General features: G+C 66.9%; 27 protein-coding genes. 12 read left to right on the top strand and 15 right to left on the bottom strand.

Annotation, left to right across the window (positions count from 1 at the left end; genetic code table 11):
* Positions 1-3: 3 nt before the first annotated feature.
* The 7 genes from SNA_RS26820 to SNA_RS26790 form a co-directional block, all read right to left on the bottom strand.
* Positions 4-921, bottom strand: coding sequence for a type II secretion system F family protein (locus tag SNA_RS26820; RefSeq protein WP_030063077.1), 918 nt, complete (start codon positions 919-921; stop codon positions 4-6).
* The gene (locus SNA_RS26815; RefSeq protein ID WP_030063078.1) at positions 918-1,907 is read right to left on the bottom strand and encodes a type II secretion system F family protein; all 990 of its coding nucleotides are present in this window, start codon (positions 1,905-1,907) and stop codon (positions 918-920) included. Before SNA_RS26815 ends, SNA_RS26820 begins: the two co-directional genes overlap by 4 nt.
* Before the next feature lie 7 nt (positions 1,908-1,914).
* On the bottom strand, positions 1,915-3,222 hold the full coding sequence (locus SNA_RS26810) for a TadA family conjugal transfer-associated ATPase (RefSeq protein ID WP_030063079.1): 1,308 nt from the start codon (positions 3,220-3,222) through the stop codon (positions 1,915-1,917).
* Positions 3,219-4,049 carry a hypothetical protein gene (locus SNA_RS26805; RefSeq protein ID WP_037788401.1) on the bottom strand — a complete coding sequence of 277 codons (831 nt, stop codon included), beginning with the start codon at positions 4,047-4,049 and terminating at the stop codon, positions 3,219-3,221. The genes SNA_RS26810 and SNA_RS26805 overlap by 4 nt, the downstream gene beginning before the upstream one ends.
* Positions 4,050-4,063: 14 nt before the next feature.
* A complete protein-coding gene (locus SNA_RS26800) occupies positions 4,064-4,810 on the bottom strand; it encodes a hypothetical protein (RefSeq protein ID WP_030063081.1) in 747 nt (248 codons plus the stop codon).
* A gap of 536 nt (positions 4,811-5,346) precedes the next feature.
* Complete coding sequence (locus tag SNA_RS38910; RefSeq protein WP_241779854.1) at positions 5,347-6,414, bottom strand: hypothetical protein; 1,068 nt, start codon at positions 6,412-6,414, stop codon at positions 5,347-5,349.
* Positions 6,402-7,043 carry a hypothetical protein gene (locus SNA_RS26790; RefSeq protein ID WP_030063083.1) on the bottom strand — a complete coding sequence of 214 codons (642 nt, stop codon included), beginning with the start codon at positions 7,041-7,043 and terminating at the stop codon, positions 6,402-6,404. Before SNA_RS26790 ends, SNA_RS38910 begins: the two co-directional genes overlap by 13 nt.
* 512 nt (positions 7,044-7,555) lie before the next feature.
* Here SNA_RS26790 and SNA_RS42805 point away from each other — a divergent pair.
* Both SNA_RS42805 and SNA_RS26785 read left to right on the top strand, forming a co-directional pair.
* Positions 7,556-7,942 carry a hypothetical protein gene (locus SNA_RS42805; RefSeq protein ID WP_157880108.1) on the top strand — a complete coding sequence of 129 codons (387 nt, stop codon included), beginning with the start codon at positions 7,556-7,558 and terminating at the stop codon, positions 7,940-7,942.
* Between the two features lie 388 nt (positions 7,943-8,330).
* On the top strand, positions 8,331-8,525 hold the full coding sequence (locus tag SNA_RS26785; protein ID WP_030063085.1) for a hypothetical protein: 195 nt from the start codon (positions 8,331-8,333) through the stop codon (positions 8,523-8,525).
* 132 nt (positions 8,526-8,657) lie between these two features.
* Here the strand turns inward: SNA_RS26785 and SNA_RS26780 are convergent, their stop codons facing one another.
* The 5 genes from SNA_RS26780 to SNA_RS26760 form a co-directional block, all read right to left on the bottom strand.
* Positions 8,658-8,981: a hypothetical protein gene (locus SNA_RS26780; protein WP_030063086.1), complete on the bottom strand. Its 324-nt coding sequence runs from the start codon at positions 8,979-8,981 to the stop codon at positions 8,658-8,660.
* 69 nt (positions 8,982-9,050) lie between these two features.
* Positions 9,051-9,254 carry a hypothetical protein gene (locus tag SNA_RS26775; RefSeq protein ID WP_157880107.1) on the bottom strand — a complete coding sequence of 68 codons (204 nt, stop codon included), beginning with the start codon at positions 9,252-9,254 and terminating at the stop codon, positions 9,051-9,053.
* An 8-nt stretch (positions 9,255-9,262) separates the two neighbouring features.
* On the bottom strand, positions 9,263-10,312 hold the full coding sequence (locus tag SNA_RS26770; RefSeq protein ID WP_030063088.1) for a major capsid protein: 1,050 nt from the start codon (positions 10,310-10,312) through the stop codon (positions 9,263-9,265).
* The gene (locus SNA_RS26765) at positions 10,309-10,737 is read right to left on the bottom strand and encodes a head decoration protein (RefSeq protein WP_044367079.1); all 429 of its coding nucleotides are present in this window, start codon (positions 10,735-10,737) and stop codon (positions 10,309-10,311) included. Before SNA_RS26765 ends, SNA_RS26770 begins: the two co-directional genes overlap by 4 nt.
* 108 nt (positions 10,738-10,845) lie before the next feature.
* The gene (locus SNA_RS26760) at positions 10,846-11,505 is read right to left on the bottom strand and encodes a hypothetical protein (protein ID WP_030063090.1); all 660 of its coding nucleotides are present in this window, start codon (positions 11,503-11,505) and stop codon (positions 10,846-10,848) included.
* 196 nt (positions 11,506-11,701) lie between these two features.
* On the opposite strand from SNA_RS26760, the gene SNA_RS26755 reads away from it, so the two are divergent.
* From SNA_RS26755 to SNA_RS26745, 3 genes are all read left to right on the top strand, one after another.
* Positions 11,702-12,028, top strand: a complete 327-nt coding sequence (locus tag SNA_RS26755) for a hypothetical protein (protein WP_241779853.1) — start codon at positions 11,702-11,704, stop codon at positions 12,026-12,028.
* Positions 12,029-12,341: 313 nt separating this feature from the next.
* Positions 12,342-12,863, top strand: a complete 522-nt coding sequence (locus tag SNA_RS26750; protein ID WP_030073865.1) for a hypothetical protein — start codon at positions 12,342-12,344, stop codon at positions 12,861-12,863.
* 200 nt (positions 12,864-13,063) lie between these two features.
* Entirely contained in the window at positions 13,064-13,360 is a 297-nt protein-coding gene (locus SNA_RS26745; RefSeq protein ID WP_030073866.1) for a hypothetical protein, read from the top strand.
* A gap of 105 nt (positions 13,361-13,465) precedes the next feature.
* On the opposite strand, the gene SNA_RS41650 is transcribed toward SNA_RS26745, so the two are convergent.
* A complete protein-coding gene (locus tag SNA_RS41650; protein ID WP_157880106.1) occupies positions 13,466-15,157 on the bottom strand; it encodes a hypothetical protein in 1,692 nt (563 codons plus the stop codon).
* A 496-nt stretch (positions 15,158-15,653) separates the two neighbouring features.
* Here SNA_RS41650 and SNA_RS42800 point away from each other — a divergent pair, with 496 nt between their 5' ends.
* From SNA_RS42800 to SNA_RS26720, 5 genes are all read left to right on the top strand, one after another.
* Positions 15,654-16,307 (top strand): hypothetical protein, encoded by a 654-nt coding sequence (locus SNA_RS42800; protein WP_078970218.1) that lies wholly within the window; start codon positions 15,654-15,656, stop codon positions 16,305-16,307.
* Between the two features lie 223 nt (positions 16,308-16,530).
* Complete coding sequence (locus tag SNA_RS26735; RefSeq protein WP_044367278.1) at positions 16,531-17,658, top strand: helix-turn-helix domain-containing protein; 1,128 nt, start codon at positions 16,531-16,533, stop codon at positions 17,656-17,658.
* A gap of 141 nt (positions 17,659-17,799) precedes the next feature.
* On the top strand, positions 17,800-19,185 hold the full coding sequence (locus SNA_RS26730; RefSeq protein ID WP_044367076.1) for an ATP-binding protein: 1,386 nt from the start codon (positions 17,800-17,802) through the stop codon (positions 19,183-19,185).
* Complete coding sequence (locus SNA_RS26725; protein ID WP_044367075.1) at positions 19,185-20,309, top strand: tetratricopeptide repeat protein; 1,125 nt, start codon at positions 19,185-19,187, stop codon at positions 20,307-20,309. Before SNA_RS26730 ends, SNA_RS26725 begins: the two co-directional genes overlap by 1 nt.
* A 225-nt stretch (positions 20,310-20,534) precedes the next feature.
* Complete coding sequence (locus SNA_RS26720) at positions 20,535-21,776, top strand: helix-turn-helix domain-containing protein (protein WP_044367074.1); 1,242 nt, start codon at positions 20,535-20,537, stop codon at positions 21,774-21,776.
* 355 nt (positions 21,777-22,131) lie between these two features.
* On the opposite strand, the gene SNA_RS26715 is transcribed toward SNA_RS26720, so the two are convergent.
* The gene (locus tag SNA_RS26715; protein ID WP_051877347.1) at positions 22,132-22,764 is read right to left on the bottom strand and encodes a hypothetical protein; all 633 of its coding nucleotides are present in this window, start codon (positions 22,762-22,764) and stop codon (positions 22,132-22,134) included.
* A 445-nt stretch (positions 22,765-23,209) separates the two neighbouring features.
* Here SNA_RS26715 and SNA_RS26710 point away from each other — a divergent pair, with 445 nt between their 5' ends.
* Together SNA_RS26710 and SNA_RS26705 are read left to right on the top strand one after the other, a co-directional pair.
* Positions 23,210-24,076, top strand: a complete 867-nt coding sequence (locus tag SNA_RS26710) for a hypothetical protein (protein WP_157880105.1) — start codon at positions 23,210-23,212, stop codon at positions 24,074-24,076.
* Positions 24,077-24,367: 291 nt separating this feature from the next.
* On the top strand, positions 24,368-24,745 hold the full coding sequence (locus tag SNA_RS26705; RefSeq protein WP_030066982.1) for a transposase: 378 nt from the start codon (positions 24,368-24,370) through the stop codon (positions 24,743-24,745).
* A 413-nt stretch (positions 24,746-25,158) separates the two neighbouring features.
* Here the strand turns inward: SNA_RS26705 and SNA_RS26700 are convergent, their stop codons facing one another.
* Positions 25,159-26,130, bottom strand: a complete 972-nt coding sequence (locus tag SNA_RS26700; protein ID WP_030066983.1) for an SDR family NAD(P)-dependent oxidoreductase — start codon at positions 26,128-26,130, stop codon at positions 25,159-25,161.
* Between the last annotated feature and the right edge of the window lie 13 nt (positions 26,131-26,143).

The raw sequence follows: 26,143 nt of genomic DNA, 5'->3' as shown, positions 1-26,143 counted from the left end.
TCGTTACATCTGGAATACGCGGATCGCCGCTGGAAAAACGAGGAAGACCAAGAACGCGGCGCAGAGGAGGAGTTGGGCCACGAGCATGGACTGCGACTTCTCGCCCGCTCCTCCCTCGATCTCCGCGAGCTCGCGCTGCCGCATGGTCTCCGCCCTCGACGCCAGAGACTCGCGGACCTTTGCCCCGTCGTCCGCCACAAGACCCAACGACGCGGCTAGGTCGCGCAGTTCCTCCACGCCGAGTTCCTCGCCGAGCTGCCCCAGTGCTTCCCACTGGCTCGTACCGGTGATCCGCGCATCGGCGAGGCAGTTGCGGACCCTTCTCAGCGCCCATCCGTCGCCCACCTCGGCCGCCGCCATCAGCGCCTCGGGCAGACCGCGCCCGCCGGCGAGGTTCATGGCCACCAGGTCGAGGTAGGCGCCGATCACACGACGCAGGTCCCGCCGCCGATCAGCCGCGTCCCGCCGGATCTCCAGATCAGGCAGTACGAAGAAGATGGCGGCGGACAGCAGGGCCAGCCAGATGGGGATGGCCGCGCTGCTGCCCATTCCTGCCGCCCACAGGGCGGCGAAGACGAGCGGTCCGAAGAACAGTCCGCACGAGGCCAGCAGCACCTTCGTGGCCAGGAACGATTCCCAGCCGCGGTCGAGAACCGCCAGGTCCGCGCGCAGCGACCGCAGCTCCCACCCCTGCTGCAAGTAGAAGGCGGCCACCCGAGCCCCCACCCGAGCACGCAGCGGTGCCAGCCGACCGGTCACCGGAGCGGACGCACGGATCGGAGCGTGCACGGCACCACGAGAGCGCAGCGCATCGACTCTGGCCACCGTCGCCACGGCTCCGCGCCGGGAGGGCAGCAGAGCACGCACGAGCAGATAGACGCCCAGCCCGAAAACCGCGCCGATCAGCACCATCAGCGTCATCGCTGAACCGCCCCCTTCCCAGGCCGAATGCTGTCCGACCGAGAGCCGTCAGGCCCGAGTGGGGCCCGCGGCGACTGCGGGCGGGTAAGGTGGGCGGGCGGCTCCTCCCGGACCAGGAAACGGTCCGGCGTCTCGACGCGCGACAGCTTTCGCAGCCACACAAAACCCAGCGCGAACAGTCCGCACACCACCGCCAGGACGAGCTGCCCGAGCGGTGTGCCGTACGGCTCGACGAAACTCCGGTTGAAGACCGACAAACCAAGAACGAACGCCACCGAGACGCCCACCACGATCTGCACACTGCGTCGTGTGCTGGCACGCTGCGCCATCACCCGTTGCCGCATGCCGACTTCCTCCCGCGCGGATTTCGCCAGCGCACCAAGGACCTGGCGCAGCCCGGGGCCCCGCAGGCGGGCATTGAGAATGAGGGCCGCGATGATGATGTCCGCGGACGCGTCATCGATCTCGTCGGCGAGCTGCTGCAACGCGGCAGGCAGCGGAGTACGGGCGCGCAGACGGTCCACCAGGGCATCCAGATGCGGGCGCAGAGCGGGGGCAGCGGCGCGCGCCGAAGCCGGAATCGCCTGCTCCAGGCCCACCGCGCCGGCAATCGTGTCCCGCATGGACTCGGTCCAGGCCGCCAGCGCCTCCACCCTCTTCATCGCAGCTCGCTCTTCGGCCGCGCCGCCGAAGAAGCGGTGCCATGCCAGGACGAGCACGCCGGCGGCGAGGGCGAGGACAATCCACCGGGTCAGCAGCAGCGTCAGCAATCCGACACCGACAGCCAGGGAACCACGGCGGCTGGCGAACCGGGCCAGGTCCTGGGCCCGCTTGCTCGCCTTGGCCCGTTCATGCGCGGCCTTGGCGGGCAACCCGCGCAAGGCGACGATAAATAGCGCCAGGCCCCCGCCGACACCAATTCCGCAAGTGAGCGCGATCAGCACCGGCAGCGAGAAGAGGCTGCCCATCGAACCGAAACCTGTCATACGTCGCTCACCCCCACGATCCACTGGAGCGGTAGCCGTAAGCGGCCAGTTCTTCGACGCACGAAAGGGGCGCGTGCGGCACGATCCGCCCATCACCGGCCTCGGCGAACACCTCGCTTGAGAGCACCCGCCCGTCCATGCCATTGACCTCACGGATGGAGGTGACCGTACGGCTGAGGCGCCCGCCGGCGGCATAGCCATTGCGCCGCTCGATGAAGACGACAAAGTTGATCGATCCGGCGATCAGCATGTGCGTGGCCTCGATCGGCAGTCGTTCCTGCGCCTGGAGCGCGTACGTCGCGATACGGCTGAAGACCTCGGCGCTGCCATTGGCATGGATCGTCGACAGGGACCCGTCATTGCCCTGCGACATGGCATTGAGCATCGTGACGATCTCATCGCCGAGTACCTCACCGACAATGACTCGGGACGGGTTCATTCGCAGCGAGCGCCGCACCAGCTCAGCCATCGTGATAGAGCCCTGGCCTTCGGAGTTGGCCAGCCGCTCCTCGAACGCCACGACATTCGGGTGAAGGTCAGGAAACTGGTCCAACCCCAGTTCCAGCGCACGCTCGACTGTGATCAGCCGCTCTGCGGGCGGGATCTCATTGGCCAACGCCCGCAGCAGCGTCGTCTTTCCCGCGTTCGTTGCCCCCGCGATCATGACGTTCTTCCGCGCCCGCACCGCAGCCGACAGGAACGAACCGACCTCCTGCGTTAGCGTCCCGTTCCCGACCAGGTCCGAGACGAACACCTTGCCCATACGGGCCCGCCGGATCGACAGCGCGGGCCGACGGGTCACGTCCATCACAGCGGACAGCCGCGAACCGTCCGGCAGCCGCAGATCAAGCTGCGGATTGGCCGTATCAAACGGTCGCGACGACAGACCCGAGTACGCACCCAACACCTGGATCAGCTCGACGAGTTCCTCGTCGGACTCGGCAACCGGATCGGCGACTACTTCACGCCCATCGGCGTACCCGACAAAGACCCGGTCACAGCCATTGATATCGATGTTCTCTACATCCGGGTCATCCAGCAGCGGCTGAAGACGCCCCACACCGAACAGCGCCGCGTGCACACCAGCCGCGTACGCCTCCTCGGTCACGGCATCCGGCGGCGTACGCCCCAGATTGATCTCGGCCCGAGCGTGCTCCTCAAGAATCTGGGCGATGACGGAGCGCGCGTACTGCCGCTCGTCCTCGCCCGTCATCGGCGCAAGCCCAGACGCCTGGTCTATTCGCCGCTGCTCGGCGATCCGGTCGCCGGCCTCCTGCCGAAACCGCTTGATCAGCTGATGGTCGATGACGGTCATCGGCCCGCCCCCGGAACCGGCCCCCGCAGCCATGCGGCGCCGTACTGCCTATACAGATCCTGAACGACCTTGCGCGCCGACCGAATCAACAGCGTCTTGTCCAACCGGCCCCCCTTACGCCCCGCCAACTGCGCAGCACCCGCCGGATCCCGGGCAATCGTGCCGACGACCTGAGCACCCACCTGCGCCTGAAACAGCATGCTGTTCACCTGACCAGCGATCCGCGCCGCCCACGACGGCTCGGCGACCAACAGCACCCCGATCAACGGCATGCCCAGATGCGCCCCGCCGTGATGCCCACCGTGCAGCTTCGCCGACAGCGCCGCCGCACGATCCCGCACCCGGGCGATCTGCTCCGGCTCCGTACTCGAGACCAACAACACCACCGAAGCGTCCGCCAGCAACTCTGGCGTGGGGGAGTCCGCGCCGATACGGCCGCAGTCGGCAATCACGTCCGCCGCGCCCCTCGGGGATTCCCCAAGGCCCGCGAATGCACGCCCCAAGGTGCCCCAGAGCCCTGACAGGCCGGCGGCTTGCTCCGACACCGCGAGGCCGACGAGCACGTCCAGCCCGCCGGACATCGGCTGGACGTGATCCCACACCTGCTCCGCCACCAGCCCACGCCGCGCCGTTGCCGCCAGCGACAACAACCCAAGATTGGGATCCAACGGACCACCATGCGCAGCAACACTTCGGTAAACCAGATCTCCACCGGCCGGATCGGCCTCCGCCAGGAGTACCCGCCGCGGCCACACCGCGGCCAAGGCGACCGCGGCGGTCGTGACCCCAGGGGACCCCTTGTCCGCCGCGAGGGCAATCAATGCCATATCTCTGGCCCCGGTCAGCTGCTGTGCGTGGGAACGAGAACCAGCGAAACGTCGCCAGCCGCGGCAGCCTGAGTCAGCTTCGGTGCGGCCGCCTGGTCGACGACCAGGGAGACCGGCAGATCGCCGCCACCGGTCGAATCACCACCTGCGCCCTTGACCGTCTGGACCTTGGCTCGCTCGACGAGCAGTGGATCGCTTCCCGTCGCGCCGCCAGTGCCCCCCGTGCCGCCGGTGCCAGCTCTGCCTGTCCCGGCAGAAGACTTCGAATCATCGGTCCCGACTTGGTACGCCGCAACCATGTCACCGGCCTTGAGCCCGGTCGGATACTGCCCGCTCTTCAGCGACAGCCCCACAACGACCTGATTGGCCTTCGGCCCCTGTTGCTCTGTCAGCATTGGCCCCACCAACACCGAGCCCTCGACAAGGTCAGTTGAAGCACGGTACTTGCTCAAAAGGCCACGCTGGGACCACTCGACGTACTGAACATCGGAATCCTTCGCCACCATGACCGAAGAGATTGCTGACTCCGGAATCTTCTCACCGGCCGAGACCCGCTGTGTCACCTTGATTGCCTCAACCCGCTCCCCAGCACGCAGTACGAGGACGGTGGAACCAAGTGCGCCGGCCAAAATCAGCAACACGGCCAGGGCAGCGAGCGCGGGCTTCCGCTCCCGTGGCGTAACTGGCAGCCGCTCACCGACGGGTGGACTGGCCGGGCTGCCGCCGCGGGCACCCGCCTGCGCATGTTGCTGACTCTTCACGAACTCCCCCCGGATGTCTCCAAGTGCCGCTGTGCATCCGATGAGGTTGGGTCTCGAGCCCACTGCGACAAACGGCTAACTGTTAAGCCCTGGCACCGTATCAGCCGCCCACTACCGCCTCAAGGGAGGTCAACTCACCCGTAAAGTTCTGCCGGAAGGCGACTTGTCATGTGTGCCCATCCCTCCCAACAGGTACATCCTGGGACACCCGCTATCGCTCCCGGGCCACAGCGAATTGCCACCTACGGCAAAACCGACCAGCTTGCCTAGTAATCCGATGTTGAAAACCGGCCATCCAGGTTCTGGCGTGGGGAGCGTCCGGGGTGGTACCCGCAGGCCAAGAATGTTCCGTCACCAGGCATGGTGGCGACACAGTGCTCCAGCTGTAGATCGTGGGGCGAAACTGAGGTCACCATCCATCCATCGACGATACTCAGAGACGCGAGGCCCGCCGGTACTGCCAACTTTGAGCCCCACGGAAGCGGCACATGTAATCGGCTGCTCACGCAGCAAACAGCCGATTACAAGTTGGCAGGTCACCGATTGATAGCCTGGACCTCTTGAACGGTTATGTCTTTGGAGGTACCGAAGGTGCCGTCGGGGAGGTCTCCGCCGGTGCCGCCTGATCCCTTCCAGGAAATCTTCCAGGTGACAGTAGCCTTGAGTTTGTACGGCGGGGCGTTGGTTGTCGCCCGGAGGTATGTGATCCCACAAGGCGGGTCCTGCTCCCCCTGGCCCTTCTTATAGGGCGTGCCGATGCTGCCGTCGTCGTTGATTGGGCAGTCACCGGAGGCAGGGTACACCTCAGCGTTTGAGGTCCCTGGATCGATGTGGAGACTCACCGGCTTCGCGGTAGTGGTCGCCGTGAGGTGAAGGCTGTCCAGCGTCGCTGTTACCGAGACGGGCTTGAATTTCGCCTTGTCTAGCCACACCCAGCTGGCAAGATTGACGGTCTGTGTGCCCTTGGGGTTCATCTCGACCTCAGCGTCGGGCACCTTGATGGCGTTATAGGCGTATTCCGCGAGGACCTTGGGGTCGACGCCCTGAGTCGTGTTTTGCTCCTTGCCTTTGTCGACCCAGAACAACCTCTTTTCGCACTGCCCGCCATCGATGTAATTGTAGTCATCATCCCTGTTGGGATTCACTATCCCTCGCCAGAACGCGCCCTTACCTTGTTTGTCGAGGTTGAAGTTCTTGTACCCTGGCGTCCCCTCGTAGGGGACATTCTCTTTGTAGCTGCGCCTAATGCGTTTCTCTCTGAGCCGCCAGGAGGGTGAAACGAGGATCGTGGATCCGTCCCTCTTCATCCTTTTATAGCCGGCCTCGAGCTGTTTGGGCGTTACTACGGGCTCGTACCAGCAGACAGGTGGTTTCCAGCTGGTGTTCACGGGCGCAAGGTTCCCGCTTCCTGAGGGCGAATCCAACTTGATCTGTGTCTCACTGGCGCCGGCAAAGAGAGAACCTCCCCTCGCTCCGCCCGATGTGCTGCCCTCACCGCCGCCAGGAGAGATTCGGGCCTCTGCCACGCCTGGCAATGCGATGACAAATGCTGTTGAACTCAGTGATATCAGAGCGAGTTTGTGGATTGACTTCACGGTCGGCACTTCCCCTCCTGAGTGACGACACCGGAGGTCTGCCAGACCCCTTGGTCGTTCCTCTCGAGCTTGGTGATGTAGCGCATGTAGCTCTCGTCCGTGACAGGCGAGGTATGTACCTTGCCGGTCTTGATGTCTTTCCATGCGCCCTTGCTCTCGTCGTCGCAGTACGTGAGCATCGCCGTCTTGTCACCTTTGAGGGAGACCTCGGGCTTGGAGTAGCGGACCGAACCTGTGGGAGCGGCGTTCTTCTTCTTGAAGCTGCCGATCCACTCCTGGCCCGTATCGCGGGCGCTGTCGATCGAGTAGAAGAGGAACGCCTGCGACTCAGGGTTGTGAGCGGCGGCTGCTTCGAGGATGGCGCGCATGCGCTCCTTGCCATCCTGCAGGACCGCGTCCTTCTTGGGATCACCTGAGGTCCAGCTCTCGAATTGCGCCTGGAGATCTTTCGGGATCGTGATTGCGGGGCGCTGAGAGGACGGCGGCGTTGCGCTTGGCTTGGACTTGGGCTTCTGACCCTGCCCGGCTCCGGCGATCTTGTCGTCATCCTGCGACTTGTCGGTGCCGCCGCAGGCGGTCAACAACAGGGCCGCGCCGGAGGCAAGTGCAGCGGCGGTGAGCAGGGGGCGACGAGCCACAGTCAACAACTCCCGGTGAAGCGTAGGTTATACAAACGGTTCAGACGCTACCGCTATGAGGGCTGGTTCCGCTGAGGCTTCTTTCGGAGGGCCGGCGGCGAACTTGGCGACACCGCACTTGAGATGGTTGCGGAGCTTCTTCTGGTTCCTTCGACGATCACGATGCAGTGCACGTCCTGCCGTGTCAGATACTCGGTGTGCTCGCGCTGGGCGTGCACGGTGTCGTGGCGATGGCCACTCGGGAGCGGTTGATCTTGCTGGTCTTCTCCCCCGACATCTATATGGGCCAGAACCAGGCTGCCGGTGTCATCGAGCGCGGCCAGCTGAGGGATCTTCCGATCGCTGACCCGCCCAGTGCTGCGCAGACTCCCTTGCCGTCCCGACCACCACCGGCCGGGCAGCCGTCCCGGCTTTGGGTTGGTCTGGGAGTGCGGACTCGGACGCGGTGGCCGTATCGACGGGTCAAGCCATAGGTTCAGCAGTCATGGGGGAATGCGAACATTCGGGGGGACATGGGCCGTAGCGACCTGCGCACCAACGGCCGCACTGCTCATGGCTGCCTGGGCAACCGTGAACGACAAGTGGCCCTGGAGTGGCGCCCTGCCGGACCGGGCGTGCTGGGGCTCCATCGACTGGTCGTTGCTGACGAGGCTGCACCGCCCGGCGACGGCTCTTGGGAAGTCACGGAGTCGAAGGACCCGTGGGGCGATCCGGAGTGCACGGTGCAGCGGGGCGACTTGCGGCTCAGCCCCACCGTGATGAAGACACCGCTCAAGGCGCATCTGTGGTGGGGGCTGGGCACGTTCTCGCTCACCCATGACCTGCCCGGGATGATCAAGGCGAACCGCGACCGCCTGGACGGCTGGCTCCATCTGCCGCAGTGCCGGCACAACTGGTGAACGTCAATGCTCCTGGCGCGGAGGCAAGCCGGCACGCTGCTGCGGACCTTGCGGCCAGGACTCTGCTGGCCGTTGGCAACTCCCAGATCGCCAAGTGCGGCGGCAAACCCTTTCCCGTGCCCAAGAGCTTCGATTGGCCGGCGCTGAAACCTGTACGCCTTCCCCAGGGAACGTCCCCCTGCGGCGTGGCCGACGCCAGGACCGTACGGAAGTGGGGCCCGTGGAGAGGTGTCCCAGCTCGGCGGCTTCAGTAACGCCCCGGTCAGCAGGTGCTCGGCTTTCGAGGACAGCGAGGACGAGCTTGACTTGGGGCTTTTTCGGCGCTCGTCCTGCGCGACATACGGACCCTGGACGCGCTCAGCCGACAGGAGTCCGGGCCTATGTACGAGTGTCGTCCAGCAGGCCCCTGAAGCCGTCGGGCGAGGACCTCCGCTACGACCGCGACGCCGTCACGGCACTGGTGTGCGCCGAAGGCCACGCCACCAGATATGTGCACGTATTCGCCTCGGGGACGGACACCCAGTACGCGGCGATTAAGCGCGCCATTCTGAACGAGATCGCGGACACCATGGGCTGTCACTGACACGGCGGAAGTCCACATGGCGCGGCGACGACCGTAACGCCACAAGCGATTGCAGCTAGGCAGTAGGATCTGTCGGCCGTGGTGGCCGTGGATTGCTGGATTGGCAGCCAGTCTTCGATGGCCTGAAGGGCGCTACCGGCGGCGACGCGCTCGCAGTTGCACCGTGGTCAGCAGGTCGTGGCTTTCTGACGGTGGGTCGTCCGGCGCTGCCGCTTCACTCCCCAGCTGGGCGATCCGACGCTCCAGGGCTGCGACGTTGGCGGAGTTGTCGATGGTGGCGACGCCGTTGACGGTCACCTTCAGCGGTTCGGCGACGAGCGCATTGACCCGCTCGTGCAGGACTTCGAGGGCGACGGCTTTCGCGGAGTGCAGACGGTCATACCGGGCAGCGAGGTCTCCGTCGTCGATGTCGGGGCCGAGCTGGGATTGAAGCCAGCGCAGTACGTCGATGTTCACGCAGTTCCTGGTGCATGAGGTGGCGGGGAGGAGCGGGGACTCGGCTCCTCCCCGCCACGCGGGTCGGCCCTAGGCGGGCTTCGCCTTCCGGGCGGACTTACTGGGGGCTGACTCCTGGGCGGGCGGCTGTCCGCCCTCCCAGCAGCGCGGGTTGGTGATCTGCTCGGCGATCGCCGGTTCCGTGACCTGCTCGCCGGCGAGCAGCACCACGGGGATGCGTTCGACCGGGTCGAGGACGTGGACGGCGGCTGCCAGGACGCCAGGGGAATTCACGGCGGAGCTCACAGGACGGTCGCGGTGATGTGGCAGTCCGGCGAGTACAGGACCGGCATCGCCATCGCGGCGCCCTTGGTCCAGATCTGCACCGGATCATCTTCGACGTCGCGGGTGATGACGATGCCGGGCGCGTCCTCCCGCTCGATCTGGGGATTCGTGCCACGCGACAGAGCCAGGGACTCGGTGGTGGTGCCGTACTGGGTCTGGCCCCACTTGGCGCGGTCCGGCGGCAGCATGATCCACCTGTCCTCCGGCAGAACCCGCTTGGACACGTCGTCCTGCCAGACCTGTGCCTTGTAGAAGGTGACCGGGGGCAGGCCGTAGTTGCCGCGTACCGAGTTGACCTGCTGCGGGTTCAGCGTCGCTGTCGGAGTCTGGCCGCCGGCGGGGGTGCCGTAGTAGGCCGCCCTGTAGGCGCTGTTGGATGCGAGGTGCGACCAGGCCCTGCGGGAGGTGAGCACCATCTCCGGGGCCGGTGCGCCGATAGAGTCGAGGTAGTCGATCCACCGCAGCTCGTCTGCGATCGGATCCGCGTCAGGATCAGACCAGGGCTTCGGCGCGGTCGGCATGTTCGCAGCCGGTACCCCGTAGTCGACCTCAACGGTCAGGCCGTTCTCCCCGGCGAGGGTGAACTTGCCGTCCAAGAGAACGTCACCTGCGGCGAGTTCGAGGCGGGAGCGGATCGCCTCGACGTGTCGCTCCACGTCGTCGTACAGCAGCTCGACCAGCCGGTCCTCGTCCGCCCCACGCGAGGCGTCCAGCAGGAGCTGCTCCATCTCTCCGACGAGCAGCTTCTGGCCGAGCGCGGGGAGCGTACCTTCGGTCTGGGTGGACTCGGCCTGCCGCTTCGCGAACGGCACGCTCGTGTCGTACGCCCGGTATGAGGCGGCGTTGATTCGGCGCTTGTTCTGCCGGATGCGCCACTTCACGTCCTGCACCCTGGTCTCGGCGAACACCGTCTTGGTGAGCAGGAAGTCATCCGGGCTCGGGACGGCTCGGGCGTAGACCGTGAGGTCGGCGACGGAGACGTTCTTCAAGAGATCGGTGACGCTCATGCGCTCACCGCCCCGAGGAAGCGGATCTGCGCCCCGGCCGGGTTCGGGGCGATCTTGGCCGGGTCAAGGCCACCGGGGATCTTCGCCGTGTTCACTGTGCCGTGCCAGAACAGGGCCGCGGGGACCTTGGTAACGCCGGGTGTGAACGGCGCCTCGGCGTACACGAGGCCGGCGAACACCTCACGGCCGTCCTTCGCCGCCGGGTCGTACGCACCATAGAGACCGGAGGCGGTGATGTGGCCGACCGGGACACCGGAGCGGACGTAGCCGTGCGGCTGGGCGGCGGTCGGTTCGACGTAGTGGGTGTTCTTGGTGAGCTTGGTCAGGTCGAGGGTGATGGTTTCCGTGGAGTCGGTGCCGTGCCGGGAGGCGAGCCAGTCCCGGTTGGCGGTCACCGTGACGGTGGTGGTGTACGGCTGGATCAACGCCGCTGCTCCTGGTGGTGCTGGTGCGGTCGCACACTCACCGGGTGGTGGCGCGGTCCACGAGAGGTCAGGGGCGTGGTCCCCGAGCGGCCCGTCACGGGCGTGGAGTTAGACCGGCGGGATCAGGCCGCGTCGGCGTGCCATCTCAATGCCCGCAGCCCCCGGCTTGCGGTCGACCGGGTTCGGACGTGGCGGTGGAACGGAAGCAGGCGCACCACCGGGAGCGGACGGGGCCTGCCGTGCTGCCCCGGTGAACAGTTCGGGGCGGCGTGACTTCAGCTCCTCTACAGCCTCGGTGAGAGCGCCGTCGTCTGCGTCATCGGGCATGCGCAACAGTGCCACCGCATCGTCGAGGTCACGGCCCGTCGCGCCAACGCCGGCCAGCAGAGCCCGCCGCGCCGCATCGCGCTCCCGGGCGAGCGCCTGAGCCTCCCGAGCAACGGCGGCCCTCTCCCGCGCGGCGAGTTCCTGCTCACGGCGCTGCGCCTCCGACAGCTGATCATCCTCGGCCTGGCGCTGCACGCCGATGTAATCCGTTAGCTCTGCGCTGCTCGTGAAGCCCAGCTTGCCGACCAGGCTCCGGACTGCGGCCCGGCCCCCTTGGTCCTTCTCCCGGGCCAGCATCGTGCTCAGCTGCTTCTGGCTGACAGTGACCATGGCTTCATCGTTCGACGGATCGTCCGCCGAGGCGCCGAGGACGGGGTAGATCGGGCGGCCGTCCTGCCGGTAGCCGAGCACAGTACGCGGAGCGGGCAGGTTGCGGGTCATCAAGCGGTGCTACTCCCACGACGGCCCCGCGCCGTGATCGAGTCTACGGAAGCCAACGCTGCGCTCGTCGCTGGCTCAAGACGCACTCGGCTGCCAACGTGGGCCAACCTACTCCAGCTGCAGATCGTGATCTTGCTGGCTGTGGCCGCGCACCCCGTCATCGCGCTCAGCCAGCCGCCCCGGCTACCCTCCGCCCATGGAGCACGACCACCCCCTCATTCGCGACGTCTTCCCAGCTCTCATCACCGAGCTGACCGCCCTCCTGGAGGATGAAGGAGAACGCGAGCTGGCTATCTGCGCGTGGGATCTGCGTCTGGTTGACGAGTGCGGCTGCGGCGATGACTTTTGCCAGAGCATCCGGACGGCAGATCATCCGCAGGGGCAGCCGTACGGCCCGGGCCATCGGTGTGTGCCTCTCTCGCCCTCGAAAGGCATGCTGATCCTGGACATCGTGGACGGCCGGATCATGTACATCGAGATACTCGACCGGCCACCCATGCACCGCCAGAGTGCACAGCCATGACGTTCGCCCGAACGGAACACGAAGGGTGGGCTCGGACTCGCCAACTCGGGTGCTCGGGCGTTCTGATGGGGCCTGGTTCGGGTACGGGTACGGCCACCGTTGATCATCGTGAGTTGTGTGGACAAACGACGAGACGGTGGCCGCAGGTCACAGGATAAATCCCGCCCGTTGGCGGGAGGCGTTTGAGGTGGCCACGGGCCGTATTGCGGGGCGGGTCGCCTGGGTCGAACCACGGCGGCGGGCTGGCCAGAACATTAGGGCATGTCCGGAGGGGTCCGCCGAGCGTGACCTGGGCGCATCTAGGCTGGCAGGCGTGCAGGAGAAGCTCACCCACGAAGGCAGTACCTTCATCAACTTTCGGCACCACAAATTCCAGGATTCGAGGTCACCCGCCTTCAGGTGGGTCGATATCAAGCGTCTGCGGCTCCCCGCGGAGTTTGTCGGCGATATGGAGCTGCTTGCCGCACTCATCGGGCATGAACAGTTCCGGGACGACTACGCCGGCGGCGGAGTACTGCCGGAGGGGCTCCGGCACGGCCCGTACTGGCTGAGGGCGGTAACCCCCGACGTGTACGAAGCCGTCGGCCGGGAGAAGAGTGACCACATCTTGTGGGAGTGGGCGAACCAGTTTGAGGACGTGCCCGCCAACCTTGCGACGGAGTTGCAGCGGGAGGTGTTCGACCGCCTGGCTTCAGCCGAGCACATCTACTACCTGAGCGAACTCGGTGATGAGGCGATCCACGACTGGGGTCGTGTGCACTGCGACTTCCACGAGTTCGTGCTCATCGACCGCTCGGCTGGGCAGATCACACTCCTCGTCGCGGCCGACGACTGAATCAACCGCCAGGGCATCTGCGGAGGATGTCGGAGAGAGCAACAACGGAGCCAAAGCCGAATCGCGGCCAGAGTGACCGTGCCATGAAAGACGTAGGCTCTCTATAGGCGAGGGCATCCGTCCTGACGCTGCCCGGCCCCTCCTGACGAAGTTGGCGGGGTGGCTGGCTGATTCGCATCCGATCCACGATCGTGTGTGGCATGAATTCCGACGAAGCCGAGATGCGTGAAGCGGTCCGCGAGCTGGCCGAGGCGTTAGAGACGATGCTCAACCTGATCAAAGCCGATGCGCTTCCTGCAACCCCCGAAGCTCACCGTCTCATGCGGAAGGCGATGGCCTTCTTCGACGGGGCTGCCGACCGGATCGCCGACCCGGACAGGCGCGGGGAGATCCTCCCCCTGGCTACCGCACTCAACAGGCTGACTATCTCGGCGCGGGAGCAGATCCTCGATGATGCCGTCACGGCCTCGCCCGTGCCCGACTACCCGAATGTGTGAACACTCCGCGCAGGTACGTGACCGAAAGGTCAGCGGAACCCGCTGCGAGATAGCTGAAGAGCGGCTGGGCCGCTGCGTGGAGACGCAGCGCGAACATTCAAACGCTCAAGAAGCCGAAGTGCTGACCACCTCCGGCTTCCGCTCCGCGGGGACTTGCTGCCGGTCGGTGATCCGGGCGACTTCCTCACGCGCGTCCTCGATCGGATATCCGGCGTCCTGAAGCATCCGGATGCCGGTCTCCAGGGACAGCACGCCCGCGCCGACACCCTTGACCACCTCGTCCAGGATCGCCGTGCGGTCGGTGGGGGTGTGCGGGCCGAACACGAGCCGGGCCGAGACGCAGGGCCCGGCCGGCCATCCTTCGGCCTGGCCTGCTTGGTGGATGCGCTGCACCATCTTCAGCAGCAGGCTGTACTTGTGCGCCCGCGCCAGGCGCATCGAGTCGATCAAGGAGTCCAGTGGCCCGAGGCTCAGCGCGAGTGCGTACCCGCTGGGCACGTCGGCGGGGTCGACGGTCCCCAGGCTCACCGCGGGCAGACGTGCATTCACAGAGGCCCGGTCCCGAATCTCCTCAACGCGGGCGCGCAGCTCAGCCAACTGGTTGCTGGTGTCCAGGACGTCCATACGTCCGCCATCGGCCAGCTGGAAGACAGTGCCCGGCTCGACCGCCAACGGCTTGGGACGGCCGGTTGTCCGGTCCACTTCGGCCCGAGCCCCCGCGAGGCCGATGATGGGGGCGCCCGTGGTGGCCGAGGCGCGCGCCGAGTCGGTATCGGTCTCGGCCAGCTCGTCCAGAGCCTGCATGACCTTGGCCAGGGATGACTGGCCGAAGTGCTCACCCTCCGCGACGGTGTTGCTGATGTGGACGAGCGGGATGAAGTCGAGGCGCAAGTCCAAGCGGTGCAACACTGTGCCGTCCCCGCGAGTACGAAAGCGTGCCTGGTCCAGCGGCAGATCATTGAGGCTGTGTTCATGCCGGAGGTCGTCAAGAGACCACTCGGCGTCCGTGAGGTAGCACGTGGTGGCCGAGGGCCAGCCCGGCGCCCACGGGTAGGCACGCTCGATGCGGCGCCGGTCGGCGCGGTAGATATCGCCGGGTTCCAGGAGCAGGCCCGCGCTGTCCTCGGCCGTAGCCGTACGATCCGACTTCGCCTTGGCTGGCGCGGTGTTACCGCTCGCAGCCTCGATCGGCCCCAGCTCGTACGTGATGCGCCGGACCCGCGCCTTCACACCGCGTCTGGTGTCCTCCGGTATTTCCCACGCCAGGTGCACCCGGCGCGGATAGTCACCAGGGTCTGCGTCGTCATCAAGCACGGGGAAATAGAAGCCCGGGTCCAGGGTCCGCAGACGGACGCGTCCCCTCGACGGATCCCACGCCAGCAGGTACACGCCATCCCCGAGCAGCACTGCCTTCCGCTCCGCGGCCTGCATCCGCAGCGGCAGCAACTCCACCTCGGCCCAGTCCCGCAGCCGCTGCTGCGCCTCGGCCGCCGCCACGGCCTCGGGCGCCGCATCCTCGTCACCAGCGTGCTCGGCACCCGGCGCGATGATCTGCTGCGACTTGCCCAGGAGATGTGCCAGCGTCGTATCGACGAAGGCCGACGGATCGCCGAACTCGCGCCGCTCGGCAGCGGCCTCGTTGCCGGTGAAAGTGGCCAGCTCACCGGCCTGGTTGCAGTCGTATGCCGAGAGGAGTTTGTAGGCGGCGAGGCGGCGTACGGAGTCATCCGGGAGCCAGGTGGCGCGTGGTTCGGGTGCGAGAGCCCGGTGCGGATTGCCATCGAGCGTGGCAGCCATTGCCGGTTTGTAGTTCAGCCACGACCAGGCATCGGTGAGGAAGGCGCGCAGGCCCACGGGGGACAGGTCCCATCGTCAGCCCCGCGCCATCTTCAGCGTAGGCCAGCCGGCGACGGGCCAAATCTCTCCATGCGCCATGGTCCCTGCGGAGTCAGGATGAATCCCGGGCCGACGCGGCGCTTCGAGAAGGGGACGTGGCAACCGCCTGGTCGCGCAGCCTTTTGTGCGACATCCCGTGAGTTCCCCTGAGCCCCACTGTGCCCTTGCCCCCGTGGAGGTCTTCGGCCTGGATGAGAAGACCGCGGTCCGCTACGCGGACTCCGCACGAGCTCTGCTGGAGCAGGCCGCCGAGGCCGGTCCAGCGACTCCACCACAAGGCTGAGGGGCCCCTGAAATCGGGGCATCTCACCTGCGGGTTCCCGTCGAATCACACATGACTGCCAAGGGCTTGAGACAATGCGCCGTAGGGGGAAGATAAGCTCCGAGAGAGGCTGATATGCCTGAGGACCCGAGCGCATCAATGCCACAGCCTGACAGCGACGCAAGGCAGGAACTGGAACCGCAGCCCGAGGAGACGGGCTCAGCGATACATCCATGGGCACCGTTACGGGACCGGACGCACTGGGCGACGCTGGTGGTTCTGCCGCTGCTAGGGGCCATTGCGTTCTGGGCAGTTCAAGGTCTGTGGGGATGGATCTGGGACAAGATCTCCGGGCCGCCCGGGCTGACAGCGTACACATCGGGCCTCACTCCCTGTGCACCAGTCACGCTTCCCCTCGTACTGCAAGCGAAGACCGACGAGGCCATCGTGGTCACCAGCGTCAAGGTCCACGTCTTGTCCGGCCACTCGAAGGCGGGGTTTGCGTACGGAAAAGATCCTTCTGTGGATAAGTGTGCAGGTACCGCACATGACCCCATGTTTGACGTAAACCTTACGCAAACGCCTGTCTCTGTTGTGCCAGCGGTCAGAAATGCCGAACCCGACCGCACAGACTTCCCCTTCACTGTTTCCTCTGACCATCCGCAACAACTGAGACTCAGGATCAATCCCGGAAAGCGCGATGTCCGATTCTCTCTAAAGGTCGAGTGGGTCGCCGACGGCGAGTACGGCAGTGCAACTCTCCCCGACGACGGCAGAACAGCGAGTTGACCGCGAACCCGCGGGTCCATCCCCCAGAACCAGGGCATCGAACCCGTGGGTTCGCGCTGAAGTACCTTCAGTTTCCGCGAACTCGCAGGGTTCCGCCGGTATGACTAATGTGTCGCGCGAAGGGCATACGCGCTCACACGGGGCTTCCCGCTGAGGGAGATGAGCGGGGCCTTGCTCTGGAACAGCACGGAGTCCGGGCGAGTGGTATGCGAGCAAGCTGATGATGGGCGAGCATGATGACGCCGAGGCCGTCGGCCCCATCGGAGCGCGTGTGGTCGCCTGGCGGCGGCGCCGAGGAATGACCAGAGACGCGCTCGCTAGCCACACCCGGCTCAGTGCTTCGGCCCTGGTGGATCTGGAGACTGGCCGGGACTGGATCGACCGCCGTGGTCGGCTGACTACGTTGGCCGCTGCGCTGCGGTTGGACACCGGCGAGCTGACCGGTCAGCCCTACCCACCGACGGGAAACGAGCATGCGGCGGTGCGCGCGGTTGCCTTCCACCTGCGGCGTCAGCTGGCCCAAACCCCCGGGAGCACGGGCACGGCCGTCTCGATCGACGACCTGGACGCCCGCACTACGGCTGCACGGGCCGCCGCAGCCTCTGGAGATGAGCATTCCCTCGCGCTCGCGCTCCCGGAATTGGTCCAGGCGGCGGACCAGGCGGTCACCACCGTACCGGCGACAGGGCAGGAGGTGGCCGTCCGGCTGCGGGTGGACGCGCACGTCCTGGCCGCCGGGTTGCTGCGGCGGACCGGCTACAAGGACCTGGCCTGGATGCTGTTGCACCGGGCCCTGCCTGGAACCAGTGAGCCGCTGCCGATCCTCGTCGAGGAGGTGCGGCTGTTGATCGACCTGGGGCTGCCGGAGTACGCGCTGGCCCGAGCGGCCCGCGCCCAGGACGCTGGAGCCCACCCGGACCTGCCGGCTCTGGCTGCTGTCGCCCACGCGATGGCCGGACGACGCCGCCAGGCTGAGGACTCGCTGGCGGCTGCCGCCCAGCAAGCCGCCGATGGGCAGGCCGAGGCGCAGTTGTCGGTGGCTCGGGCCGCTGTCGCCGTTGAAGACGGTGCTTTCGGGGAGGCAGCGGACCATGCTCGCGCTGCGGACCAGGCCGCTCTGCCGACCGCCGTCCGTGCCCGTCTGCTGACTTTCGCCGCCACGGCAGAGGCCCGCCACGGCCGCACCACCCAGGCTGTCGCCCACCTGGTTGCGGCCGAGGCGGCGGCCCCACTGCGGCTGCGGCTGGACCCTTTCGCCCGGGAGGTGATCGCCGGGCTCGCCGCCCGGACCAGCGATACCCCCCAGGCCGAGGCAATGTGGAACCTGGCTGGGCGAGTTGGGTTGCGGTGAAGGAAGCCAGGCGGAGATATCGGCGGGCGTCATTACCCTTGTCCTCGCCGAAGGCGGGCCACGTGATTTCCAGGTTGTGCGCACGGCAGTACATCGAGGGGGCTGGCAAGTCACTCGCGTCGTCTCCGTAAAGTGTGGGCCATGTCGGCAGAATCCCCCCTTATACAGAGCATGCGTACGGCCGTTGCGGCGGCGCCCGATGACGTGCCCCTACGGCTGCACCTGGCCGAGTTGCTGCTGGCTGCAGGGCATGGTGATGCCGCAGTGGGGGAGGTCTCCGTGGCGTTGCAGCACGCGCCCGGTGATGTCCACGCACGCGAGTTGATGGTCCGGGCTCTGACTGGTACTCCGGCAACCACGCCGGGCGGATCCGAGCTGCCCGCGTCACCGCGGGCTTCGGTGCCCGGGCAACCTCTCGCCTCCGCCGTGCCGCCATCGGCCGAGGTCCCGGAGCAGCCTCCGGCCTCCGTGTCCGAACCGCCGCAAGACCCCGCGGCCGGGAGCCCTCCGGCTCCGGCCCCCGCCTCGGGTTCGGGCTTCGACTGGAAGGCCGCCGAGGATGAGGTCGGCGATGTCGTGCCGCCCCGGTTCGTTGAGGCGCCGCTCGCAGTCGACGGCAGCGGCGCCCCTGGGGATGCCGCCGCCTGGGATGTGGAGCGGCCTGGGGCCGTCCGCCTCGCCGATGTGGGCGGTATGCAGGAGGTCAAGGAGCGGCTGGAGGCCGCCTTTCTGGCGCCGTTGCGCAATCCGGAACTGCGTCGCCTGTACGGCAAGAGTCTGCGCGGGGGGCTTTTGCTGTACGGGCCGCCCGGCTGCGGCAAGACCTTCATCGCGCGGGCCGTCGCCGGTGAGCTCGGGGCGAACTTCCTTTCCGTGTCGGTCAACGACGTACTCGACATGTGGATCGGCAACTCCGAGCGCAACATGCACGAGCTCTTCCAAACTGCCCGCCGCCAGGCCCCGTGCGTGATCTTCCTGGACGAGCTGGACGCGCTCGGCGGAAAGCGCAGCCGCAGCCAGAGCGCGGGTATGCGCAACACCGTCAACCAGTTGCTGACCGAGCTGGACGGCGTCGAGGCGGAGGCCAACGAGGGCGTGTTCGTGCTCGCCGCCACCAATGTGCCCTGGGACGTGGACATCGCCCTGCGACGTCCCGGTCGGCTGGACCGGACCTTGCTGGTGCTGCCGCCCGATGGGCCGGCCCGGGAGGCGATTCTGCGCTATCACCTGCGTGAGCGGCCCATCGAGAACGTGGACCTCGGCAAGCTCGTCAGGGCCACCGACGGCCTGTCCGGCGCCGATCTGGCCCATGTATGCGAGGCCGCGGCCGAGCACGCGCTGCTGGACTCGGCCCGGACGGGGACGGTACGCATGATCGGGATGAAGGACCTGCTGGCCGCGGCGAGGCAGATCGCGCCCTCGACGGAGCCGTGGTTCGCAGCCGCCCGGAATGTGGCGATGTACGCGAACGACGGCGGGATGTACGACGACCTGGTGGCGTACCTGAAGAAGAAGCGGAAGCTGTGATGGAACTGCACCCGGTCGTCGAACAGGCCCAGGCCCTCGTCGAATTCAAACGCTATGACCAGGCACGGGACCTGCTGTCGCAGCACCTGGCCGAGGACCCCGGCGACCTGCGCGCATGGGTCAAGATCGGCTATTGCCACGTGAACACGAAGCAGCGGGATCAGGCACTGGAGGCGGCCGACGAGGCGCTCACACTCGACCCTCAGGACTTCGGCGCACTCATGTTGCGTGCCCATGCGATGACCATGGATCCAGGCGGCTCATGGCTCGAGGTCGAGCCAGTACTGCGCGAAGTGATCCGTGTCGAACCCCATCACTGGTACGGCTATGCGATGCTCGCCGACGCCGTATGGCGCCGGTCGGTCCTCCGTTACGCCCAGGCAGCAGGCATCACCGACCTCCGGAAGCATGACCTCAGCCACGTCTTGCGGGAGGCGTCCGATCTGGTCAATGAGGCGCTGCGGCTGGGACCCGAGCAGGTCTACGCCCTCGAAATCGCCGTGCGTATCGCCCAAGGCTCGAACGACGCCGCGGCGTGCGACCAGCTCGACCGCGCCATCCTCCGGCTCGACCCCACCCACGCAGAGGCCCTGGAGCGGCAGACCCGCAAGGCCGCCAACGCCCCGGGCGTCAAGGCCGCCCAGGCAGCTGACCTCTACGCCACCGGGCTTGCCGCCGCACCGGACTCCACTGATCTACAGCGTGGCCTCGACCAGGCCACGTACCGCATGCTGCGCGGCGTGCGATGGCTCGCCCTGCTCTGTGTCGGCTTCGCCGGAACGGTGATTGACCTGTTCGCCGTCGAGGGCAAGGTACAGCGCGAGTTGCCGCTGCCACTCGGCCAGCGCCTGTGGTACCTCATGGTGGCGACCACCATCTGGCTCATCGGCGCCCTGCTGCGCTACCGACGACGGCGCGCCGGCGTCCGGCTCAACGTGCAGTCACTGATCCACCGCCGCCGGTGGGCCCGCATCGTACTGGGCCAGGCGGCCTGGGCCATGGTGTGCGCCGTGCTGATCGCCGAAGTTCCCTGGACCGACCGCCTATTGCCGCAGGTGCTGTTCTGGGCAGGACTCGCGCCGACGTTTGCCACGGTCTGGTTCGACCGGACGAAGACCCGGTGAAGAACGGCTCGAGCCGCAGGGCACGGGCCGCCCTGCCCCACACCCGCATAGCGGCGTGCCTCGCGAATCGCTCGATTGTGCCATTCGCACAGTCAATGGCGGAACACCCACCCCGTCCCCGAACCCAGACCCCGGAAGTGAACGAAGCCATGTGTGGCGGGGAGCTCCCTGCGGTGGCATCTCGCCCTACGCTACAGATGAAGCACGGAAGTTGAGGGTGTCGCTATGGACGAAGAGCAGGCCCGACGGATCGGGGAGCGTCTGCGCTCGGCCCGCCGTCAGCGCGGGATGAGTTTACGGAACCTTGCGGGCCTGGCTGGGGTGTCGGTCGGCTATTTGTCGATGGTGGAAAACGGGCGGCGGCTTCTGGACCGCGCCAGCCACATCAGCGCCTTCGCCGAGGCCCTGCACATCGCCCCGTCGGAGCTGACCGGCCAGCCCTTCGCTCCCGCCGACCTGCACACGAGCGCGGCCCACGAGGCGATCCCTGCACTGCGGTTGGCGCTGATGGGCCTGACCATGACCACGCCGCCGGACCGCCGTCCCCCGCAGGCTCCGCCGGTGGTTCTGGCCGAGCGGGTGGAGACGGCCAACCGGCTCTATCACGCGGCCGAATACGGCACTCTCGCCGCCGGGCTGCCCGCGCTGCTGGCCGACCTGCACGCCGCAGCAGAGGCTGCCGACGGCCCTGCCCGGCGTGAGCTGCTGAAGCTTCTGGCGGACGCCTACCACCCGGCCTGCACTCTGCTACTGAAGAACCTCGGCTACACCGACCTGGCGTTCATCGCCGTCACCCGCGCCGCGGAGGCCATCGCGGAGCTGGACGACCCGGTCTACTGGGCCCTCTCCGGCTTCTTCCACACCCACGTGCTGATGTCGGCCGGCAGCCCCACGCAGGCCCTTGCCCAGGCCACCGCCGCCGCGGACACCCTGGAAGTGAACCTGACGAGCCCGGATGCCCATGCCCTGCTCGGCGAACTCCACCTGATCTCCGCCACCTCGCTGACGCAGGACCGGGAACGGCCAGGAAACACCCGCGCCGATGAGGTCCGCGGCCACCTGGTCGAGGCCGCCAGCCTCGCCAGCCGTACGGGAGAGACCCGGGCCTGGCATCTGAACTTCGGCCCCACCAATGTCGGCATTCACCAGGTGAGTCTCAACACCGACCTCGGCCTGCACGGCGAGGCCGTCACAGCCGGGGTCGGGGTCCATCCCGAGGCCCTGGCGGAGGCCCCGGGACGGCAGGCCGCCTTCCACGCCGATCTGGGCCGCTCACTGGCCCAACTGCGAGGGCGGGAGGCCGAGGCGGTCGCCGCCCTGCTGAGCGCCGAGCAGATCGCCCCCCAGCGCATCCACGCCAACGCGCCGGTGAGGAACACGGTCGAGTTCCTCACCGACCGGCAGCTGCCGGCCCACGCTGCCCGGGACCTGCGGGGACTGGCCCATCGCATGGGCCTGCCGCTCTGAAGACCGAGCCTCCCAGCCCTGGCGGGTCGCCGCTGATGCATGAGCCGTACATGCCTGAGCACGGTGTTTCGTACACGTGCGTCGGCGGATTTCCGCGCTTTGGCCAGGCCGGTTTCGTTTGGATCACGGTCGGACCAGCGGAAAGTGCCTGTGACATGGAGTCTGGCCGGGTGGATGTGGCGGTCTTGGCGTAGCGGGTGACGGGAGCGTCGTGCGACGCGCTTGCGGCTGTGGTCTTGGTGTGAGGCAAACGAGTCGGCGTGCATCTCACCTGCGCCATCATGGCAACCGAGCCATCAGCCAACTTGTACGGGGCGTACGGCATCCAGGGCAGTCGCCGCCTGCCGCCCACGCCCTACGGCTGGCACTGAGCAGCTCCCACCTTCCCGCTGAAGCTGATCGTCTGCCACACGCCGTCCGAGTTCTTCGCCAGGCGCGCACCGTAGAGGACGTAGGCGTCCTTACCTGACGCGGTCGTAACCTTCCCGGTCTTCAGATTCGTGTCACGCACCTTGCTTTCATCCGCGCAGTAAGTGATCGACGCTGAGTTGCCGTTATCAGCAGTCTTCCAATCGAAATAGCGCACGAGCCCCTTCGCGGTATCTCCGGATTGGATGTAATCGTTAATCAAATTTGTAGCGTCGGTGAGCCCTTGCCCCTTGGCGTAGAAGGAAACTGCTTGAGAATTTTTGACGCGCCGCAGGATGGCATCCTCCCTGGCGCGAATATATTGCTCGTGGTCGGAGAGAATCGCGCGCTCGGTGGCGTTACTGGCTGAGCGGCCTTCAAAGGAAAGCTGGTCATCCGCCGGCAGCGGTGGGATCTTCGGGCGGGCGATCGTCGGGCTCGGCGAGGGCGTGGTCGCCTGCGTGCTGGCGGCCTGGTCGGAGCCCTGGGGCTTGGTGTCGTCGTGGCCACCACATCCGGCGAGAAGCAGCGCAGTGGCGGCAGTGAGGGCGGAGGCGGTGAGCAGAGTGCGGCGTGGCACGGATTGGCTCCTTGTCATGTGCGAGTCATATATCCCGTCAGACTCTACCGGTCTGGACCGGGCACCACGCCGGAGTCATAGGCTGCCCCGTAAGAACTTTCAGACCCTTGGTGTACTTCCGTATCGATGTGCCTCCCATCGTGTGCGTATAAATTGCTGGCAGGCTGTGCGGAATCGCCAACCAGCTGTGATGGCCAATTTGAACTGCCCGCAGTCTGCTTGCTGTCCCGCAGCGACAGCAGGGGCATCGGGCGGCAACGGCCGTCTGGACTCAGGTGGAGCTTGCAGGTGAACCCGCTGCGCGAGCGAACCAGGACCTCACTCCCCGCACCACCTCCGCCACCACCCGACCTATCGGACACCCCTAGCCCGGCCTAGACGTCGTCTCCCGCGTTGGTTGACATGGCAAAATCAAGCCTTTGATCCTTCGCGAGGAGATACGAGAGTGAGCTACAACCAGCCGCCGCCACCGTCCGGTTTCCCCGTCCCCGGCCCGCCAACACCCGGCGGCTCGCAGCAGCCCGGGTGGGGCGCTGCGCCGCCACCACCGCCGGGCAGCGGACCGGGCGGGCCCAACGGCTGGGGCGGTCCACCGGTCGCCGCACCCCCACAGCGGAAGAGCAAGGGCGCGCTGATAGCCGTGCTCTCCGTGGTGGCCGCGCTCGTGCTCGCGCTCGTGGTGGGTGGCGTCATGTGGTTTCAAAACCGGGACAGCGGGATGGTGCCGTACACCATCAGCCTTCCGCACAAGATCCTCGACGGCGGCTACTACAAGAAAAAGGATCTCAGCACCATCTGCTCCCACTGCCTGACGTCCGACGACGAGATCGAGAAGCTGGGCATCAAGAAAGGGTTCCCGTGGTCGGCCTACTACGTGCAGAATCCGGCGGAGTCCGCGGCCGGCGATCCCAAGAAGCGGCCGACGATCAGCGTCATCGGCATCCAGGGGAAGGTCGCCAAGCCGGTCGACTCGGTGGACGCGGTCCTGGCGCGCATGCACAAGGACGACGCGAAGAATGCGAAGGCGCTCGGGGTCAAGATCGAGGTCATCGAAGGGACCAAGGTCAAGGCGTACACCGGCGATACGTTCGACGGAACCACGATGAAGTGCGAGTCGGTCATGATGAAGCCGAAGCAAGGCCTCGACAATGACGTGACGGTATCCCGCTGCGTGTGGGGCGACACCAGCGCGGTGGGGATCGTGCAGCAGCAGGGGGTGGGTGTTGAGGCCGACGTGATGCACACGAATGATCTGACCGACGCCACCACCAAGATTCGGAACGAGGTACGGCAGCCGCATCCCAAGGCATGAAGCTCACGGATGTAAGCCCGTTGACCTGGGCTTTCCTCTCGCGCCAGGGGGTGCGCGACGACGGGCGCTATGCCGTGGAGGTGATGGTGCTCGGTCCCTTCTCGCAGAGGGCAGAGCACATGCGCGGCCTCGGCCATCTCCGGTGCCCGGGACGGGGTTTCGATCCCCCTGCCACGACGAGCGCGGGGCGCGATCGGGGAGGAAACAGCAGTGAAGGCCCGGACTCAGTTTGCACTGATTCCGGGCCTTCACGATGGGCATTCATCCAGGTCAGCGGGCAGTTTCTGGTGAGTGCCCCCGGCCTACCGGCTTGAGGGTGTCCCTGGCGCGGAGGAGGACGAATTCCGGCTGGTCACCTACCTGCTCGACCCGACGGCGTATCCGGCTGCCGAGCTGGCTGCGTTGTATCATCGGCGGTGGGAGATCGAGTCGGCGCTCGGAGAGATCAAGACCCACCAGCGCGGGGCGAAGGTGGTGTTGTCCAGCAAGACCCCGGACGGTATCCGCCAGCAGATCTGGGCACACCTGCTGGTCCACGATGCCTTGCGCGTACTGATGTGGCGGACCGCGGCCGCCCACGGGACCGCTCCCGGCCGGCTCTCGTTCACCGACACCCTGCGGGCCGCCCGCCGCAGCGTCACCGCCTCACCAGGAATCCTTTCCTCCTGAGCAGTTGGTCACCGCAGTGATCCACCTCCGCGACGACCAGCTGGCCCACCTCTTCCCACCACGCCGACTTCGCAGTCAGCCCCGCGTGGTGAAACGCAAGATGTCCAACTACCGGCTGAAGAGAGCCGAGCACCGGCACTGGCCCCAGCCGACCAGAACACCCGTCAAAGCCATCGTCGTCCACGCACCCGCCGCCCCAGATCCATAACGCAACGGCATTGGGCCTAGACGTCGTTTTCCGCCGGCCCTCGACCGTAAGAGGTGCCTTTACGGTGCGGCATACCTAGACCCCTCGCCCCCGGCGGCGGATCGCCGGGCGGGTTTGCCCGGGATAGCCGTGATGAGGCCGAGGCCAGCGCGGGCCGCGCTGTCTGCCGCAACGGCAGGCAGTGCGGCATCCGCGGAGCGCGGGTTCATCGGGTGATTGGCGTGGCGCTGGTCGCGGCAAGAGACAGGTCCCAGAGGCGGGCTGCCTCGTCGGGGTCGACGGCGTAGGCGCGGACGCCGCCGTCGTCCATGGGGGTGCCGGGGGCGGAGACGCGGGTGACGTCGCAGTCTTCCAGGTAGAGGCCGCCGCGGCCGTCGAGGAGTGGGGACGTGGCGGCCCACAGGCCGGTGGCTGCCCCCTGGGATGGGGTCTTGAAACCGTCGCCGATGACGTTGCCGTGTTCATCCACCCAGTCGCGGTCGATCTGCTCCTGGAGCGTCATCTCCCGCTGGAGCCCGGTGATGATCTTGCCGGGGTGGAGGGCGAACGCTCGTACGCCGTCGCCTTGCCCGAGGGCGTCGAGATGTACCGCGAACAGGGCGTTGGCCGTTTTGGCCTGGCCGTAGGCCAGCCACTTGTCGTAGCCGGTGTGGAAGTGCGGATCGTGCCAGCGGATGCCGTTCAGGGTGTGTCCGGCGGAGCTGTTGACGATGACGCGCGCGCCGTCTGCGGCGGCCAGGAGCGGGTAGAGCTCGCAGGCGAGGGTGAAGTGTCCGAAGTGGTTGGCGGTGAGCTGGCCTTCCCAGCCGGGCCCGACGCGCCGCTCCGGGGTGGCCATGACTCCGGCGACGGCCATCAGGAGGTCGAGCCGGTCGAGACGGTCGCTGATGTCCGTGGCGGCTGTGCGCACGCTGTGGAGGTCGGCCAGGTCCATGGGGATGACCTCACAGTTCTTCACCTCCTTGAGAGCGGCACGAGCGACGTCGGGGCGGCGGGCGGGAACGATGACCCGGGCCCCGGCGGCCGTCAGAGCCCGGGTGGTCTCCAGACCGAGCCCGGAGTAACCCCCGGTCACCACAGCGGTCATGCCGGAAAGGTCATAGCCAGCCACGGTGTCCTCGGAGGTGGTGGCAGCGGAGAAGGGAGAACCGAGCGGCTGCTGATCAGTCATGGTCATGCCGCTGACGCTA

Origin of the sequence: Streptomyces natalensis ATCC 27448, from assembly GCF_000935125.1 — a bacterium.
GTDB classification, from domain to species: domain Bacteria; phylum Actinomycetota; class Actinomycetes; order Streptomycetales; family Streptomycetaceae; genus Streptomyces; species Streptomyces natalensis.
The sequence above is the reverse complement of the archived record's forward strand: the minus strand, read 5'-3'. Positions and strand labels throughout refer to the sequence as shown.

What these genes read in the sequence shown, in the direction of transcription:
- SNA_RS41650 (WP_157880106.1), bottom strand. Translation starts at nt 15,157, where the DNA reads ATGGCTGCCACGCTCGATGGCAATCCGCACCGGGCTCTCGCACCCGAA.
- SNA_RS26760 (WP_030063090.1), bottom strand. Translation starts at nt 11,505, where the DNA reads ATGACCCGCAACCTGCCCGCTCCGCGTACTGTGCTCGGCTACCGGCAG.
- SNA_RS26725 (WP_044367075.1), top strand. Translation starts at nt 19,185, where the DNA reads ATGGAACTGCACCCGGTCGTCGAACAGGCCCAGGCCCTCGTCGAATTC.
- SNA_RS42805 (WP_157880108.1), top strand. Translation starts at nt 7,556, where the DNA reads ATGGGCCGTAGCGACCTGCGCACCAACGGCCGCACTGCTCATGGCTGC.
- SNA_RS26730 (WP_044367076.1), top strand. Translation starts at nt 17,800, where the DNA reads ATGTCGGCAGAATCCCCCCTTATACAGAGCATGCGTACGGCCGTTGCG.
- SNA_RS26820 (WP_030063077.1), bottom strand. Translation starts at nt 921, where the DNA reads ATGACGCTGATGGTGCTGATCGGCGCGGTTTTCGGGCTGGGCGTCTAT.
- SNA_RS42800 (WP_078970218.1), top strand. Translation starts at nt 15,654, where the DNA reads ATGCCTGAGGACCCGAGCGCATCAATGCCACAGCCTGACAGCGACGCA.
- SNA_RS26770 (WP_030063088.1), bottom strand. Translation starts at nt 10,312, where the DNA reads ATGAGCGTCACCGATCTCTTGAAGAACGTCTCCGTCGCCGACCTCACG.
- SNA_RS26815 (WP_030063078.1), bottom strand. Translation starts at nt 1,907, where the DNA reads ATGACAGGTTTCGGTTCGATGGGCAGCCTCTTCTCGCTGCCGGTGCTG.
- SNA_RS26755 (WP_241779853.1), top strand. Translation starts at nt 11,702, where the DNA reads ATGGAGCACGACCACCCCCTCATTCGCGACGTCTTCCCAGCTCTCATC.
- SNA_RS26810 (WP_030063079.1), bottom strand. Translation starts at nt 3,222, where the DNA reads ATGACCGTCATCGACCATCAGCTGATCAAGCGGTTTCGGCAGGAGGCC.
- SNA_RS26805 (WP_037788401.1), bottom strand. Translation starts at nt 4,049, where the DNA reads ATGGCATTGATTGCCCTCGCGGCGGACAAGGGGTCCCCTGGGGTCACG.
- SNA_RS26720 (WP_044367074.1), top strand. Translation starts at nt 20,535, where the DNA reads ATGGACGAAGAGCAGGCCCGACGGATCGGGGAGCGTCTGCGCTCGGCC.
- SNA_RS26735 (WP_044367278.1), top strand. Translation starts at nt 16,531, where the DNA reads ATGGGCGAGCATGATGACGCCGAGGCCGTCGGCCCCATCGGAGCGCGT.
- SNA_RS26700 (WP_030066983.1), bottom strand. Translation starts at nt 26,130, where the DNA reads ATGACCATGACTGATCAGCAGCCGCTCGGTTCTCCCTTCTCCGCTGCC.
- SNA_RS26745 (WP_030073866.1), top strand. Translation starts at nt 13,064, where the DNA reads ATGAATTCCGACGAAGCCGAGATGCGTGAAGCGGTCCGCGAGCTGGCC.